This is a genomic window from Neisseria sp. P0001.S005 (assembly GCF_051963715.1).
The window spans coordinates 20,132-36,027 of sequence record NZ_JBQCTZ010000019.1; the positions used below are offsets into that span (position 1 = coordinate 20,132).

Here is a 15,896-nt window from a genome sequence, read left to right on the forward strand (position 1 = left end):
TCAGGCGGCTCGAAAAAGACTGTATATACTGTCTTATCCCAGCAACGTCAGTAATTCTTCTTCGCTCAATACGGCCACGCCCAAAGCTTGGGCTTTTTCCAATTTACTGCCTGTAGCTTCTCCGGCGACAACGTAGTCAGTTTTTTTAGATACGCTGCCGGAAACTTTACCGCCTGCAGCCTCAATCATGGCTTGTGCTTGGTCGCGTTTGAGTGTGGGTAAAGTCCCTGTCAATACAAAGGTTTTACCTGCTACGGCTTCATTAATGCCGTCTGAAATAGTTTCATCTTGAAGATTAGACCGCGTTTGAGTAAAGAAAGTTTTCATATTTTCAAGCAGGGCTGCGTTTTGCGGTTTACTGCGCCATGTCTGCCAATCGGTAGGCAACGCTTTGTCAGTTTGCAAGCCTTCTATGCTTTGTCCGGCAAGCTCCCACAAGGCCAGTGCTTTGGTTTCGCTGATTTTAAAATCGGGCAGGCGGGCAATCCAGCGTTGCGGCTCGGCATGGCGCAGAGGAGGGATAGTGACAGCTTGGCTTTGCGGGGCAACACCTACAGACAGTAGCTCGTCTATCATCGCCTGTTGTGCTTCTTGGGCAAAAAAGTGAGCGATGGAGCGGGCAACCACCGTGCCGATATCAGGCAGGCAGGCGAGGATGGGTTCAGGTGCATGGCGGACATGTTCGAGTGTGCCGAATGCCTGCGCCAACGTTTTGGCCGTGCGTTCGCCGACGTGACGGATGCCGAGGGCAAAAAGGAAGCGGGCGAGTTCGGGTGTTTTGCTGGCTTCTATGCCTGCGAGGATATTTTCCGCCCATTTGGTCGGCTGTTTTTTAATGTTTTTGGCAAGCAGAGTATTGCCGGTCTCACTTTCAAAGTCTTCAATCTCACTGTTTGATGGTTCTTCCTCATTAGCCGATGCTTTATCCGCTGTTTCCTTCATTTTTTGCAGGGTTGGAATATCAAGGCGGTAGAGGTCGGCGAAATGACGAACCAAATCTTGTGCGACCAGCTGCTCGATTTGTTTTTGACCAAGTCCGTCGATATCCATGGCTTTGCGTGAGGCAAAGTGGATTAAACCTTGCGCACGTTGTGCTTGGCAAAGCATACCGCCGCTGCATCGGGCAACCGCTTCGCCTTCTTCGCGTTCGATTTCGCTGCGGCAGATAGGACAATGGGTGGGCAGGCGGTAAGGTTTGTGAAGCGGTTCGGATCGGGTTTCAGAAGGTGTTTCGGCGAATAAATCATCTTGCAGGCCGTCTGAAACGGAAATGTTGGTCTCCTGCATTGGGCGGCGTTCAAAAATTACGCGCACCACCTCGGGAATCACGTCTCCGGCGCGGCGCACGACAACGGTATCGCCAACGCGTACGTCTTTTCGCGATACCTCATCCTGATTATGCAGGGTGGCGTTAGTAACGGTAACGCCGCCGACGAATACAGGTTGCAAACGGGCGACGGGGGTTACTGCGCCGGTGCGCCCGATTTGTACATCAATGGCTTCGACAATGGTCAATGCTTCTTCGGCAGGAAATTTGTGGGCAATGGCCCAACGTGGCGCGCGTGAGATGAAACCCAGTTTTTCTTGTTGTGCCAGACTGTTGACTTTGACCACCATGCCGTCGATTTCGTAGGGCAGGGTAGGGCGTTTTTGCTGCATTTGCTCGTAAAATGCCAATACTTCGTCGATATTTGGGAAACAGTCGAAATTACCATCGGGCAGGCTGAAGCCAAGCTCTTTACAGTAGCTCAGCTCTTGTAGGTGTTCTTCTGCGATAAAACCGCCTTGTTGTCGGGCAATGGAATAGGGGAAGAAATGCAGTTTGCGCTGTGCCGTAATGCGCGAATCGAGTTGGCGCAGACTGCCGGCGGCGGCATTGCGCGGATTGGCGAAAGGTTTTTGTCCGTTTTCAGCCTGTCGTGCGTTTAAGGCGGCAAAATCGGCTTTGAGCATCAGTACTTCGCCGCGTATTTCGATAAACTCGGGAATGTTTTCTCCATGCAGGCGTAAGGGGATGTTGGATACGGTTTTGACGTTTTGGGTAACGTCTTCGCCTGTGGTGCCGTCGCCACGGGTTGCTGCTTGAGTCAATACGCCGTCGCGGTACAGCAGGCTGATGGCCAGACCGTCAAATTTAGGCTCGATAACGTATTCCGGTTTTTCGCCGTTTAATCCGCCACGAACGCGCTCATCGAAAGCGTACATTTCGGTATGGTCGAACACTCCGTTTTCGTCTTGTGGCGAAAAGGCGTTGGTCAGTGACAACATAGGCACTTCATGACGCACTTCATCAAAGCCTGCCAAAGGCTCGCCGCCGACGCGCTGGGTTGGGCTGTCGGGCAGTTTCAACTCAGGATAATTGAGTTCCAATGCTTCGAGCTCGCGGAACAATTTGTCGTATTCGGCATCGGGTACGCTGGGTGTGTCTAGGGTGTAATATTCGTAGGCGTAGCGGTTGAGGAGGTCGGTCAGGTATTTGATACGTTGTGCGGTCGGATTCATGTGCAATCGAAATAGAGTTTTCAGACGGCCTGATGATAGAGAGGCCGTCTGAAAATCGATGAATATTGAAGATGAAGGGATTTTACCTGAAAAAGCGGATATGCCGTCATTGCATATCCGCTTTTTGATTGGGGAAGTTTAAGAGAACAGGCGCAGGGCTTGTTTGCTGCCGGGTTTGATGCCGACTTTAAGCATTTCTTCCTGACGGGCCAAAACGTAGTTGCGTACGTCTTTGAGCCATTGGGTGGAAACTTCTTCCATTTGGTCGTTAACCAAATCCAAGCTGAGTTGGCCGGAGAGTTTGACTGCCAAGTCCATAAATTTGTCGAAAGTTTTTTCGCCGGCAGGAACATGCGGAATATCCAGAAGCATGCTGAAACCGCGGTAGGCTTGGTTGTCCAACAGAGGATTGGTAAATGGTTTGTTGTCCAAAGTATGGATGGAGAACAATTTAGGGTTGTTGTTGTCGCCGAAGTGGAACGCGCCGTCTTCGCCCAGTTTGAAGCCTGTATCTTCCACGGCGGCACGCAACTCTACGCCGCTGATATTGGAATGGGAAACCAAGTGAATGGCGATGGTTTGGTCAACACGCGCACAGAATTGGTCGAGGGCTTGCGCGACTTCAGTGAACGCGTCTAAATCGGTATGCAAAACTTTGCCGTCCATCAGCTGGGCAAAAGCATCAACCTGTTGGTCGAAGTGTTGCAGCTCTTCACGCGCGGCCAAACCATTGCGGCTGACAGCCTGCAGGCCCATGACGAAGCCTTGGTAGTAAACGCCCGGAATCGGCTCGGCAACGCGGAAATGGTCGTCCCTGGTGCAACCGATGATTTGGAAGCGGTGAGTGCCGGAAAGGCGCGGCAGGGCGTGCAATTCTTGGGCTTGTTTCAGGGAGATGTAGGCCATGTAGTCGAAGCGCGGATCAAACCAAGGCAACTCGACTTGCGATAATTCGTCCAAGCTGATCAATGGTACTTGTGCCACAGGCTCGGCAGCGGTTTCAACCGGAGCAGAAGCGGCTTCGGCAGGGCTGACGGTAATTTCGTTGTTTAAGCCGATAACAGTGTGTTGGACTTTTTCTTCTGCGGAAAAGTCGTCTTCCACAGTCAACTCGACATCCGTTTTAATCTGTGTAGGGTGGGCCAGTTTGGCTTTTGCCGCGTAGATTTCATCTTGCTCTTGCAGGTTGCGCAATGCCTCTTCGGTTTTTTTGTTTTTCTTGATAAACAAACCCTGGCCGCCGGTTTCTTTGCTGTCGCGGACGTGCTTGGTTTTGCTGGTCAAAAGCGCATCTTTATCGGAATGGCCGAATTGTTCGCGCACTTGTTTGCGGTATTGGTTTTCCTGGTACATGTTGTAACCGATGACCGCCAAAAGGGTGGCGAGGGCTAAGACGATGAAAATCATGGAGTAATCACTTTTTAAAAAGGCAGCATTCCGTCTTTTTCAGGGTGCGGAATCTTGCTGCGTGGGAAGTTCGTTGGAGCCGGACTTTATGCGTCCGAATGAATAGCTGAATTATAACGAAAATAGACGGTTGTGACAGCATTATGTCTACCAATCATTTCAGGCCGTCTGAAAGTTATCCGCGCCGGACGGGAAAACCTGCTTTTTGAAGGCGAGGCCAATCGAAGAAATGTCCGGGATCGGTTTTCCTGTCCGGCGCGATGTCCTGATGACCGGTAATGACCTGAATCGGGTAATGTTCGGAGATAGCGGTCAGCAAGGCTTGCAGGCTGGTGTATTGTGCTTCGGTAAAAGGCTCGAAATCGCAGCCTTCCAATTCGATACCGATGGAGAAGGCATTGCATTTTTCTCTGCCTTGAAACGACGATACGCCGGCATGATAGGCCATGTCGTCGCAGGAAACGAATTGGACGGTTTCGCCTTTACGGCTGATGAAAAAATGGCTGGAGACGCGCAAGGTGTGGATGATACTGAAAAAAGGGTGCTCGTCAGGGTTGATTTGGTTGGTAAACAAATTTTCCACTGCCCCCGTGTTGTACTCAAAAGGAGGAAGGGAAATATTGTGGAGGACAACCAATGAGATGTCTTCATCCGGTTCGCGTGGGCTGAAATTGGGCGAATGAGTTTGGCGTGCATTCAGCCAGCGGCCGTTTTGCCAAATGTTTTTTGAAGGGGAATTCATGGTTTCAGACGGCCTTTCGGGATAGGAAAGCATACGTTAGGGAAGGTGGCAGGCGTGGTGGACTTATTTTCGGTTATACTGTCGCCCGACACGTTCACAAACCAAGAATCCTACCATGCTGAAAAAATTGTTGAAATGGCTGGCCGTATTTTTGACGGCATTTGCCGCCGTGGTTGCCGCATTGTTGTTTGTTCCGAAAGACAACGGCAAACCATACCGTATTACCATTACCAAAAACCAAGGTATCTCTTCCGTCAGCCGCAAACTGGCTCAAGACGGCATCGTTTATAACCGTTATGTGCTGGTAGCCGCCGCATATGTGATGGGCGTACACAACCAACTCAATGCCGGTTCTTACCGCCTGTCTGCTAAAGTATCGGCTTGGGACATTTTAAAACGCATTAAAAAAGGCCGTCCTGACTCGGTCAGCGTGCAAATTTTGGAAGGCGCGCGTTTTGCCCAAATGCGCCGTATTATCGACAACACTGCCGACATTGCCCACGATACGCGTGGTTGGAGCGATGAAAAACTGATGGCCGAAGTGGCGCCCGATGCCTTGAGCAGCAATCCTGAAGGACAGTTTTTCCCGGATAGTTACGAAATTGATGCCGGTGGCAGCGATCTTCAAATTTACAAAATTGCCTACCGTAAAATGCGGGAAAACCTGCAAGAAGCATGGGACGACCGTCAAAGCGGCCTACCTTATAAAAATCCGTACGAAATGCTGATTATGGCGAGTCTGATTGAAAAAGAAACCGCACACGAAGACGACCGCGCCCATGTGGCCGCCGTATTCGTCAACCGCCTGAATATCGGCATGCGCCTGCAAACCGACCCGACTGTCATCTATGGCATGGGTGATGCGTATAAGGGCAGAATCCGCAAAGCCGACCTGCAACGCGATACGCCTTACAATACTTATACGCGCAGCGGTTTGACGCCGACGCCGATTGCGCTTCCCGGCAAGGCCGCGCTTGAAGCGGCGGGTCATCCGTCTGATGAAAAATATCTGTATTTCGTCTCAAAAATGGATGGTACGGGCTTGAGCGAGTTCAGCCACAATCTTTCTGAACACAACGCTGCCGTACGCAAATATATTTTGAAGAAATAAACCGAATAGGCCGTCTGAAACATTTATAATCACTGTTTCAGACGGCCTTTAAATTGACGATATCCATATGAAACCCAGATTTATTACCCTTGACGGCATAGACGGCGCAGGCAAGTCCACCAACCTCGCCGTAATGAAAGCATGGTTTGAGAAACACCAACTGCCCGTATTGTTTACGCGCGAACCTGGAGGCACTCCGGCCGGAGAAGCATTGCGTGAAATTCTGCTCAACCCAGCCACCCAAGTCAGCCTGCGTACCGAAACCCTGCTGATGTTTGCCGCCAGACAGCAACACTTGGAAACAGTTATTCTGCCTGCCCTGAAAAACGGCACGCATGTGGTTTCCGACCGCTTTACTGATGCAACGTTTGCCTATCAAGGCGGCGGACGCGGCGTTCCCTTGCAAGATATTGCCACGCTTGAGCATTGGGTGCAGGGTGATTTCCGTCCCGATTTAACTTTGCTGTTGGATGTGCCTTTGGAAGTGTCAATGGCACGCATCAACCAAACGCGTGAGAAAGACCGCTTTGAGCAAGAAGAAGCCGAGTTTTTCAATCGGGTGCGCGAAGTGTATCTGCAACGTGCTAACGAACAGCCGGAACGCTATGCCGTCATCGACAGCAGCCAAAGTCTGGACGCTGTAAAAAATCAGATTGAAACCGCGCTAGACAGTCATTTTGGATTGAATGTTTAAGTTTAAATAAAATGCCGTCTGAAAGAAGAGTGATGTGGCAAAGAAATATTATTACAGAAGTTTTTAGACATAAAACCAAATAAAACGAAATATCAAAACAAATGTAATAAATATCGGTATGCGCCACCAAAAGAACATGATAAAATTACGGCCTCTTACAAAGCCGGTCTGTTAACAACCCGACTTTAGAAATTTTAAATGTCTGAAGCAGCCTGTTTCAGACTTGTTCGCTGTAAAATCTCTCTCGCAAACAGGATCGATAAATGGAAAATTCATTAAAAGAAGCCGCCCTGCAGTTCCACGAATTCCCCGTGCCGGGCAAAATCTCCGTTACCCCAACCAAATCTCTGGCTACTTCTAAAGACTTGGCGTTGGCGTACTCTCCGGGCGTAGCCGCTCCTTGTATGGAAATCCATGCCGATCCTCAAACTGCCTACAAATACACTGCCAAAGGCAATTTGGTTGCCGTGATTTCCAACGGTACCGCAGTGTTGGGTTTGGGCAACATCGGCGCATTGGCCGGTAAACCTGTAATGGAAGGCAAAGGCGTATTGTTCAAAAAATTCGCCGGCGTTGACGTATTCGATATCGAAATCGATGAAAAAGACCCGCAAAAATTGGTAGACATCATCGCTTCTTTGGAACCGACTTTCGGCGGTATCAACCTCGAAGACATCAAAGCGCCTGAGTGCTTCTACATCGAACGTGAATTGCGCAAACGTTGCAAAATCCCTGTATTCCACGACGACCAACATGGTACCGCCATCATTACCGCTGCTGCCGTATTGAACGCTTTGCGTTATACCGGCCGCAAAATTGAAGAAGCGACGTTGGTGTGTTCCGGTGCAGGTGCCGCAGCGATTGCCTGCTTGAACCAGTTGCTGGATTTGGGTCTGAAACGTGAAAATGTAACCGTCTGCGACTCCAAAGGCGTGATTTACAAAACCCGCGAAGACAAAGACCGTATGGACGAATCCAAACAATTCTACGCCATCGAAGACAACGGCCAACGCGTATTGGCTGATGCCGTTAAAGGTAAAGACATTTTCTTGGGTCTGTCCGGTGCAAACCTGCTGACCCCTGAAATGCTGAACACCATGAACGAGAAACCAATTGTGTTCGCTATGGCAAACCCAAATCCGGAAATTCTGCCTCCTTTGGCAAAAGAAACCCGTCCGGATGTGGTAATCGGTACCGGCCGCTCAGACTTCCCGAACCAAGTAAACAACGTATTGTGCTTCCCATTCATCTTCCGTGGCGCATTGGATGTCGGCGCGACCACCATCAACGAAGAAATGAAACGCGCTTGCGTATACGCTTTGGCTGACTTGGCAATGGAAGAGGTAACTGAAGAAGTGGTTGCCGCTTACGGTAAGAAATTTGAATTCGGTGCGGAATACCTGATTCCTACACCATTCGACTCTCGCCTGTTGCCTCGCGTTGCTTCTGCTACCGCTAAAGCAGCTATGGAAAGCGGCGTGGCTACCCGTCCAATCGCTGACTTGGATGCGTACGCTGCTAAATTGGCTGCATGGGAACTGTAATTCAGTAAGTAGTGCTTGATTGAAAAGGCCGTCTGAAAGTTGTATTTCAGACGGCCTTTTTGTTTATTGAATATTTTAGAAACGGCTTAATGCAGCAATCGGAATGAAGAATACGATAATCTGCTGATTCAACAGAGACGTGGGAATATGGATTGCTTTCTAAGATAGGTTTCTTATTTTTGAGCGGCTTTGACTTTTCAGGGTTTGTACGGGATTGAATACAATAGTTTTTTCAGCTTTTTTAAACAACATCGGCCGTCTGAAAACGGGTTTCAGACGGCCTGAGTTAATGAAACAGTTTATTTTTGCCAATAGGTTTTGACGTTGACGAACTCATACAACCCGAATTCTGATAGCTCGCGTCCATAGCCGGAAGCTTTTACACCGCCAAAGGGGAGGCGCAGGTCGCTGCTGGTGTGGCGGTTGATAAAGACAGAGCCTGCTTGGATTCTTTCGGCGTATTGCCATGCGTTTGCCGTGTCGGCTGTGTAGATACAGGCGCCGAGGCCGAAAGGTGTGTCGTTGGCAAGTGCGACGGCGTGATCCGGATTGTCGGCGCGTAAGATCATGGCAACCGGGCCGAAGACTTCTTCGTGCCAAACGCGGCAGTTGGGGTTGACCTGATCCAAGACGGTAGCAGGGTAAAACCAGCTTTCTCCCTCAGGGATATAGCCGCCGCTCAAGCATTGCGCACCGTGTGCAATCGCATCTTGAACCTGCTCGTGTACAGTTTGACGCAAGTCTTGGCGGTGAAGCGGGGCAAGGGTAGTGTTCGGGTTTTTGGGATTGCCGGTTTGCAGTTTGGCGCACTCGGCAAGGAAGAGCGGGATAAATTGTTCGGCAATATTCTGGGTAACAACGATGCGTTTGGCGGCATTGCAGGATTGTCCGGCATCGCGGAAGCGCGAATAGCAGGCATCGATGGCTGCGCGTTGCAGGTCGGCATCGGGCAGAATGATAAACGGATTGCTGCCGCCCAGTTCAAGGACAGTTTTTTTCAGATGTTTGCCTGCATGGGCGGCCAGCAGGCGGCCGGTATGGGTCGAACCGGTAAATGCCATGGCATCGGTATCTTCAATGGCTTTAAGCGTGTCTTCATGACTCAACCATGCGCCGATAAGCGGCAAACCTTTGGGGACAAGGCTGAATAGGGTTTCGCTGATGCGGGCGACACTGGGCGCAGGTTTGACTGCGCAGGCATTGCCGGCACAGAGGGCTGGAATGGCAAATCGTAAAATCTGCCAAATAGGATAGTTCCACGGCATGACCGCCAAAACAACGCCCAAAGGCTCAAAGCGGACTTGGCTGAGGCTGGCTTGGGTGGCGATGGTTTTATGGGCAAGCAGCTCGGGGGCAAGGCGGACGTAGTAGCGGATAAGCTCGATGGATTTGCTGATTTCGGCACGGCATTCGTGCAGGCAGCGTCCGACTTCTTCGCAAACCATTTCGGCAAGGCGTTCTTGGTTTTGGGTCAGGCTGTCGGCAAATTGCTGTAAGAGGGCGGTGCGCTCGATAATGCTTGACTGGGTGAAGGTTTGTTGAAGGGTTTGGAGGCGGTTTAATTCGTCGGTGAACTCGGTATAGCTTTGCGCCGGTCGGCGGTAAATGGTTTCTCCGGTGAAGACATGGGTGCTGTGAAACATGGTTGGCTCCTTTGTTTTTATGTTTTTATGAGACCGTCTGAAAATGTTTCAGACGGCCTTTTATTGTGATGATTGTACTTCAAGCGACCAGTTGGGGAAAAATGGATTTTAAGCCGGCAACAATAATCTCTACGGAAATGGCGGCCAGCATCATGCCCATGATGCGGTTGAGGATGGTCAGGCCGGTAGTGCCCAAGCGTTTGCTGATGCGTCCGGCCACGACCAGAATGAAATAGCAAATCAGGCTGACCAAAAAGCCGGAGATGATAATCAGGGCAATATCGCTGTAATTCTTGGCGGCAGAGGAATAAATGATGACAGTGGAGATACCGCCGGGGCCGATGGTAATCGGAATGGCAATGGGTACGACGGCAATGGCTTTTTCGTTGCGGCGGACTTGTTGCGCATTTTGATGTTCTTCTGAATGGGGATCAATTTTGGGTTTGGCAGGATTGTCGTTGCCGTTCATTAAGGAGATGGCAATCAGCAAAACCAGAATCCCGCCGCCGACTTGGAAAGAGCCGACGCTGATGCCGAGTACTTTCAACAAGATACCGCCGCTCAGTGCAAAGACGATGATTACGATGAAGACAGCCAATGCGGCAGTACGCGCGATTCTGCGCTTTTCTTTGGTGCTGTGGTTTTGTGTCAGATCAAGATAAATTGAGAGCGCGCTGAAAGGATTAATCAGCACGAGAAATGCCACAAGCAGCTTGCCGATTTCTACACCTAATTCCATATTATTCCTCGCTTTCAGTTAGGTCATCGTTATCCGCATTACGGCGGCGGTTTTTGTGTTCGTTTGCAATACCCATCAGCAGGGCGAGCACCACCATGATGGAAAGCGTAGCCGTGCCGCCGTAGCTGACCAAGGGGAGGGGGACGCCGACGACGGGCAAAATACCGCTGACCATGCCCATGTTTACAAAGGCATAGCAGAAAAAAGTCATGGTCAATGCGCCTGCCAAACTACGACTGTAAAGGGATTGCGCTTGAGCGGCAATCCACAATCCGCGTGCCAGAATGATAAGGTAAACCAGCAGTAAAAGGATATTGCCAATCAGGCCGAACTCTTCGCCGAATACCGCGAAAATAAAGTCAGTCGTTGATTCAGGAATATAGTCCAAATGGGTTTGCGTACCGTTTAGCCAGCCTTTACCCCATACACCACCCGAGCCGATGGCAATCATAGATTGGATGATGTGGTAGCCTGCACCTAACGGATCTTTGGTTGGGTCGAGCAAGGTGAGAACACGGGTTTTCTGGTAGTCGTGCATGCCGTAGTTCCACAAGAGCGGCAAAGCGGCCACAAAGGCAATAATAGCGGCAAAAATAGCCTTCCAAGGCAATCCGGCAAAGAAGATGACAAAAATACCCGAAGCCATAATCAATGCTGCCGTACCGAGGTCGGGCTGCTTCAAAATCAGGGCGACAGGAACAAGAATCAGCACGAGGGCGACAATATAATGTATCCATTTCAGATGGCCTTCATAGCGTTGGAAATACCACGCGACAGTCATGGGAATACCGATTTTCATGATTTCGGAAGGTTGGATACGGGTAAAGCCGAGACTCAGCCAACGGGTCGAGCCGTTGACGGTAACGCCGGCGACTTCGACACCAATCAGCAGTAATACGCCGACAATGTAAACAGGCAGGGCAACTTTGGCAGCCGTTTGCGGTTTGAATATGGCGATAATCCATAACAGGGCAAAGCCCAAAACGGTATGGATGGTTTTGTTTTCCAATTGGCCGAACTCTTGCCCGTCTGCAGAATAGAGCAGGAACAGGCTCATGATGTAGATGGCGAGCATGGCAAAAAACAGCCAAGGGTCAATCGGGGCTGCAATGGTGGATTTGAAATTTTTCCACGCTAATGTGTTATTCATGATGAACCTCCGGCTGTGAGGTAGGGCTTGTCGGAGTCAGTCCGTAGGCAGATTGGAAAATACTGGTAATAGGCTGATGCTTGTCCGTTGTTTCAGTTTTGGCTGAATCTGACTCAAGGCCGTCTGAAAACTGCTGCGGTTTGACGTGAAGCATATAAAAATCAGTCATTTCACGAGCCAATGGCGCGGCATACGCACCCCAGCCGCCGTTTTCCAAAATAACAGCAATGGCGATTTCAGGTTTTTCCAATGGCGCAAACGAGATAAACCATGCGTGGTCGCGGTGTTGTTCGCGCAGGGCTGCGGCATTGTAGCGGCCGCCCTGTTTTATTTGTACGACCTGGGCCGTACCGGTTTTGCCGCCCATTGTATAAGCAAGTCCGCCACCAATACGGTGCGCCGTACCGCCCGGTTTCAATACCTTTTCCATTGCGCGTTTGACGTATTCGAAGTTGTCGGCTTTGAACGGAATTTGACGCTCGGGATTAGGGTTGATTCGGGTAATTTTGCGTGCGCCAAAATCTAATACTTCTTTGACCAAATGCGGCTGATAAACGACACCGTTATTGGCCAGAGATGCTGTCGCATGTGCCATTTGCAAAGGCGTGTAGGCGTTGTAGCCTTGGCCGATACTGACAGAAACCATTTCGCCGGCGCGCCATTCTTTGGCGGTAGGGTCGGAAGATTTGGCAAAACGTTTGGCTTTCCATTCGCGGCTAGGCAAAACGCCTGCGTATTCGCTGGGCAGGTCAATGCCAGTTTTTTGTCCGAAACCGAATTGTGCCAGATACGAGGAGGCTTTATCGATACCCATTTCGTAACCCAAGCGGTAGAAGAAGGTATCTGAAGATACTTGGATGGCTTTGCTCAAGTTGGCCGAGCCGTGACCGCTGCGGACAGAGTCGCGGAAAATATGGCGGCTGCCGGGTATGCTCCATGCGCCGGGGGCGGGGATGATGGTGTTTTGAGTGATTTTGCCGCTTTCCAATAAGGCCATGCCCATAAAGGGTTTGAATGTAGAACCCGGCGGGTAAAGGCCTTGGGTAACGCGGTTGATCAAAGGCTTTTTCCAATCGTCATTCAGCATTTTCCAAGTATCACTGTCGATGCCGTCAATAAAGAGGTTGGGATCGAAGGAAGGCTTGGAAACAAAAGCCAAAACAGTACCGTCTTGCGGATTGATGGCTACCAATGCGCCACGGCGGTCGCCTAAAATGCGGTCGGCTTCCTGCTGCATACGGATATCCATGCCCAGGCGCAAGGTTTGCCCCATTTTGGACGGAACATTTTTCAATACGCGGACGATGTTGCCGTAAGCGTCTTTTTCAACTTCCTGATAGCCTGGAACACCATGAAGTTGGTGTTCGTAATATTTCTCCAAGCCGGATTTGCCGATATGCGTACTGCCGCGGTAGAGGGCGGTCAGGCCTTCTTCTTCCAGCATTTCTTTGTCTTTATCGCTAATACGGCCGATATAGCCTAAGAAATGGGAAGTCAGTTTGCCGTAAGGATATTCGCGGAATGTGCGTGAGTTAACCTCTACGCCTTTGAATTCGCGCAGATGTACGGACAAACGGGCAGCCTCTTCATCGGTCAGCCTGAGTTTGAGCGGGATATTTTCAAATTTTCGATAGCTTTCGCGGTATTTTTTGAAGCGTTTTAAATCTGTCGGCGTAATATCAACATATTTTTTCAATGCTTCAATGACATCTTCCATCTTGCCTTCAATGCGGCTGGGAATAACTTCGAGCGAAAAGACTGGATAGTTTTTGGCCAAAGGAACGCCGTTGATATCGACGATTTCGCCGCGTACGGGCGGCGTTGGAATCAGGGTGATGCGGTTGCTCGATGCCTGACCGGAAAACTCGTCGTGTTGAGTCACTTGCAGGTAGAAGAACCGCGCCAGCAAGATGGAAAAGAAGATGATAATCAGGATAAAAGCAACGAGCAGGCGCAATAGGGCATCGGCTTGTGCAGCCTGAGCGGAAGGTTTTTTGGTATGTTGACCACCGGAAAGACGGCGTGGAAGAATCGGTTTCATCTTTTCAGCGGGAGCGGTAAATACGGGTCACAATCAACATTAGCTGGCTGAGTATCGGCCAAAGTAATGCGCCGACAAATGGGGCAACAAAGCCTTGCAAAGTGATGACCTGATGATTAAGAAACAAACGGGCAACAGTTAAGACGGCCTGATTGAGAAGCAGTGCAGCCAATACAGCGGCCAATTGCATAATGTGGCCGTAAAGCATGATTTGGCGGCGGCGGTTTAAGATGAAATAAGTCATTACGACGTAAGACAGGGCGTGCAAGCCCAAAGTCGCGGCGGTTGCGGCATCGACAATCAGACCGATGGCAAAAGCCAGTCCCATGCCTGCGCGTTGCGGTTGGTGCAATGTCCAATACAGCAACATCAGTGCCGTCATTTCAGGCAGCCAAAAGAATCCGTCAAAGGAAAACGGCATAAAGTCCAGTATCATCATCACTATGAGACTGGCCGCCATGATGTGCAGCGGTACTGCACGGTAAGAATCGTCAAAATCGTTCATGAAATCAGCGTGGGGAAGAAGGGGCGGAAGAAAGTACCAAGACAAAACGGCTGCTGCGTAAAGCGGCCAAAGGCGTCAGTTGCGTATCGTAATAAGGCGTTCCCGATGCGCGGACAACCTTGCTGACGGTTGCAACGGGAATCCCCGCCGGATAGGTACCGTCCAAACCGGAAGTTAGCAGAATATCGCCGGGTTTCAAGTCGGAGCCGGTTGGGAAATAGCGCAAATCCAAACCGTTGCCATTGCCGTATGCCAAGTTGCGTTCGCCGGTGCGGCTGACGGCTATGGGGACAATGCTTTGTCCGCCTGAAATTAGCCCAATTTCTGCACTTTGTGTGTGAACTTGTGTCAACAGGCCGATCAAACCGCTTTGATCGATGACCGCGTCACCAACTTTCAAGCCGTCTTGACTGCCCTTGCCGATAATCAGTCTTTCGGAAAGCGGATCTTTGCCATTGGAAATGACTTCCGCACCGATAACGTTGTGAATGCCTTTTTGTTGCAAACCGTACAGTTTTTTTAATTCGTGCAATTCATCGGTATTGACTTTATCCCGCTGCAAATCGATTTTCAGACGGCCATTTTCTTCCAGAAGCTGGCGGTTTTGTTCCAAGAGCTCGGATTTAGACTGGGAGAGGTCGGCAAAATATTGATAAAGTTGAACAGGTTGATTGGCCAGCCATTGAACAGGGTAGAGCATAGGCATGACTGCCGCGCGTACAGGCTGCATTAATGAAAAGCGGTAATCAGCTACCATCAGACCGGCAGCCAGAGCAATATAAATGACAAAACGAGGCAACAGCTTAGGGCCTTTTGCCTCGTCAAAGCGCAAAGAAGAGCGTTCCATAACCATCTACCTTATGGGTTTTCCGTGAATACGGTATCATCCCATTTGCCGATATAGTCCAAAGCCTTACCGGCACCATAGGCAACGCAGTTCAGAGGTTGGTCGGCAATACCGACGGGCAGGCCGGTTGCATCAGCCAAGACGGTATCGATACCGTGCAGAAGCGCGCCGCCGCCGGTCAGCATAATACCGCGGTCGGCGATGTCGCCGGCCAATTCGGGCGGAGCCTGTTCCAAAGCCAGACGGACAGCACGGATGATTTGATTCACCGTTTCACTCAATGCTTCACGGATTTCATCTGAAGTAACTGCCAAGGATTTAGGCGTACCTTCGGCCAGATCTCGGCCCTTAATGCGCATGGCTGTTTCGGTTTCAAAGCCCGAGGCCGAGCCGATTTGTTTCTTCAATTCCTCTGCCGTAGCTTCGCCAATCAAGACACCGCGATGGCGGCGCAGGTAATGGATGATGCTTTTATCAAATTCATCGCCGGCTGCACGGACAGAAGCAGAATAGGCCATGCCGCCCAGTGAAAGAATACCGATTTCAGTCGTACCGCCGCCAATATCGACAATCATCGAACCTGCCGCATCTTCAATCGGCAAGCCCGCGCCTAAAGCGGCGGCCATCGGTTCTTCAATCAAATGCACGCTTGCCGCGCCGGCAGCAAACGCAGAATCCAAAATTGCTTTACGTTCCACTTGGGTAGAGCCGCCCGGAACACAGATAACCACACGAGGCGGGACTAAAGACCGTCCTTCGGTGGCTTTTTTAATCAACATACCCAGCATACGCTCGGTAATCACAAAATCGGCAATCACGCCGTCCCTCATCGGGCGGACGATTTCGATATTGCGCGGCGCACGACCCTGCATTTTTTTGGCTTCCGTGCCCACCGCCATAATTTTACTTTTATTGCCTGCGCCGGATTGAATCGCAACCATAGACGGCTCATCCAAAACAATCCCTTTGCC

Annotated in this window: 13 protein-coding genes; 3 read left to right on the forward strand and 10 right to left on the reverse strand. The window is 50.5% G+C overall.

The window, feature by feature from the left end:
* Positions 1 to 33 precede the first annotated feature (33 nt).
* The 3 genes from ligA to ampD form a co-directional block, all read right to left on the reverse strand.
* The gene (ligA, locus tag ACTHSP_RS04550; RefSeq protein WP_049351452.1) at positions 34 to 2,502 is read right to left on the reverse strand and encodes an NAD-dependent DNA ligase LigA; all 2,469 of its coding nucleotides are present in this window, start codon (positions 2,500 to 2,502) and stop codon (positions 34 to 36) included.
* Between the two features lie 138 nt (positions 2,503 to 2,640).
* Positions 2,641 to 3,909, reverse strand: coding sequence for a cell division protein ZipA C-terminal FtsZ-binding domain-containing protein (locus ACTHSP_RS04555; RefSeq protein WP_440345716.1), 1,269 nt, complete (start codon positions 3,907 to 3,909; stop codon positions 2,641 to 2,643).
* Between the two features lie 175 nt (positions 3,910 to 4,084).
* Positions 4,085 to 4,651, reverse strand: coding sequence for a 1,6-anhydro-N-acetylmuramyl-L-alanine amidase AmpD (gene ampD, locus ACTHSP_RS04560; RefSeq protein ID WP_049351454.1), 567 nt, complete (start codon positions 4,649 to 4,651; stop codon positions 4,085 to 4,087).
* Positions 4,652 to 4,766: 115 nt separating this feature from the next.
* On the opposite strand from ampD, the gene mltG reads away from it, so the two are divergent.
* The 3 genes from mltG to ACTHSP_RS04575 all read left to right on the forward strand — a co-directional run bounded on the left by mltG (position 4,767) and on the right by ACTHSP_RS04575 (position 8,000).
* Positions 4,767 to 5,762: an endolytic transglycosylase MltG gene (gene mltG, locus ACTHSP_RS04565; RefSeq protein WP_049331460.1), complete on the forward strand. Its 996-nt coding sequence runs from the start codon at positions 4,767 to 4,769 to the stop codon at positions 5,760 to 5,762.
* Positions 5,763 to 5,829: 67 nt separating this feature from the next.
* The gene (gene tmk, locus ACTHSP_RS04570; RefSeq protein WP_049331462.1) at positions 5,830 to 6,456 is read left to right on the forward strand and encodes a dTMP kinase; all 627 of its coding nucleotides are present in this window, start codon (positions 5,830 to 5,832) and stop codon (positions 6,454 to 6,456) included.
* Between the two features lie 263 nt (positions 6,457 to 6,719).
* Complete coding sequence (locus ACTHSP_RS04575; protein WP_080974648.1) at positions 6,720 to 8,000, forward strand: malic enzyme-like NAD(P)-binding protein; 1,281 nt, start codon at positions 6,720 to 6,722, stop codon at positions 7,998 to 8,000.
* A 299-nt stretch (positions 8,001 to 8,299) separates the two neighbouring features.
* On the opposite strand, the gene ACTHSP_RS04580 is transcribed toward ACTHSP_RS04575, so the two are convergent.
* From ACTHSP_RS04580 to ACTHSP_RS04610, 7 genes are all read right to left on the reverse strand, one after another.
* Complete coding sequence (locus tag ACTHSP_RS04580) at positions 8,300 to 9,643, reverse strand: aldehyde dehydrogenase family protein (protein ID WP_049351456.1); 1,344 nt, start codon at positions 9,641 to 9,643, stop codon at positions 8,300 to 8,302.
* A 79-nt stretch (positions 9,644 to 9,722) separates the two neighbouring features.
* Positions 9,723 to 10,382 (reverse strand): MarC family protein, encoded by a 660-nt coding sequence (locus ACTHSP_RS04585; protein WP_003685320.1) that lies wholly within the window; start codon positions 10,380 to 10,382, stop codon positions 9,723 to 9,725.
* 1 nt (position 10,383) lies between these two features.
* Positions 10,384 to 11,532 carry a rod shape-determining protein RodA gene (gene rodA, locus ACTHSP_RS04590; RefSeq protein WP_049351457.1) on the reverse strand — a complete coding sequence of 383 codons (1,149 nt, stop codon included), beginning with the start codon at positions 11,530 to 11,532 and terminating at the stop codon, positions 10,384 to 10,386.
* Entirely contained in the window at positions 11,525 to 13,573 is a 2,049-nt protein-coding gene (mrdA, locus tag ACTHSP_RS04595) for a penicillin-binding protein 2 (RefSeq protein ID WP_049351458.1), read from the reverse strand. The genes rodA and mrdA overlap by 8 nt, the downstream gene beginning before the upstream one ends.
* A gap of 4 nt (positions 13,574 to 13,577) precedes the next feature.
* Complete coding sequence (gene mreD / locus ACTHSP_RS04600; protein ID WP_036472915.1) at positions 13,578 to 14,078, reverse strand: rod shape-determining protein MreD; 501 nt, start codon at positions 14,076 to 14,078, stop codon at positions 13,578 to 13,580.
* A 4-nt stretch (positions 14,079 to 14,082) separates the two neighbouring features.
* Entirely contained in the window at positions 14,083 to 14,925 is an 843-nt protein-coding gene (gene mreC, locus ACTHSP_RS04605; protein ID WP_049351459.1) for a rod shape-determining protein MreC, read from the reverse strand.
* An 11-nt stretch (positions 14,926 to 14,936) separates the two neighbouring features.
* The coding region (locus ACTHSP_RS04610) for a rod shape-determining protein (protein ID WP_440345717.1) at positions 14,937 to 15,896 on the reverse strand (960 nt) is incomplete at its 5' end.

Excerpts from the sequence above, each read along its gene's own strand:
- ligA (WP_049351452.1), bottom strand. The coding sequence starts at position 2,502 with ATGAATCCGACCGCACAACGTATCAAATACCTGACCGACCTCCTCAAC.
- ACTHSP_RS04555 (WP_440345716.1), bottom strand. The coding sequence starts at position 3,909 with ATGATTTTCATCGTCTTAGCCCTCGCCACCCTTTTGGCGGTCATCGGT.
- ampD (WP_049351454.1), bottom strand. The coding sequence starts at position 4,651 with ATGAATTCCCCTTCAAAAAACATTTGGCAAAACGGCCGCTGGCTGAAT.
- mltG (WP_049331460.1), top strand. The coding sequence starts at position 4,767 with ATGCTGAAAAAATTGTTGAAATGGCTGGCCGTATTTTTGACGGCATTT.
- tmk (WP_049331462.1), top strand. The coding sequence starts at position 5,830 with ATGAAACCCAGATTTATTACCCTTGACGGCATAGACGGCGCAGGCAAG.
- ACTHSP_RS04575 (WP_080974648.1), top strand. The coding sequence starts at position 6,720 with ATGGAAAATTCATTAAAAGAAGCCGCCCTGCAGTTCCACGAATTCCCC.
- ACTHSP_RS04580 (WP_049351456.1), bottom strand. The coding sequence starts at position 9,643 with ATGTTTCACAGCACCCATGTCTTCACCGGAGAAACCATTTACCGCCGA.
- ACTHSP_RS04585 (WP_003685320.1), bottom strand. The coding sequence starts at position 10,382 with ATGGAATTAGGTGTAGAAATCGGCAAGCTGCTTGTGGCATTTCTCGTG.
- rodA (WP_049351457.1), bottom strand. The coding sequence starts at position 11,532 with ATGAATAACACATTAGCGTGGAAAAATTTCAAATCCACCATTGCAGCC.
- mrdA (WP_049351458.1), bottom strand. The coding sequence starts at position 13,573 with ATGAAACCGATTCTTCCACGCCGTCTTTCCGGTGGTCAACATACCAAA.
- mreD (WP_036472915.1), bottom strand. The coding sequence starts at position 14,078 with ATGAACGATTTTGACGATTCTTACCGTGCAGTACCGCTGCACATCATG.
- mreC (WP_049351459.1), bottom strand. The coding sequence starts at position 14,925 with ATGGAACGCTCTTCTTTGCGCTTTGACGAGGCAAAAGGCCCTAAGCTG.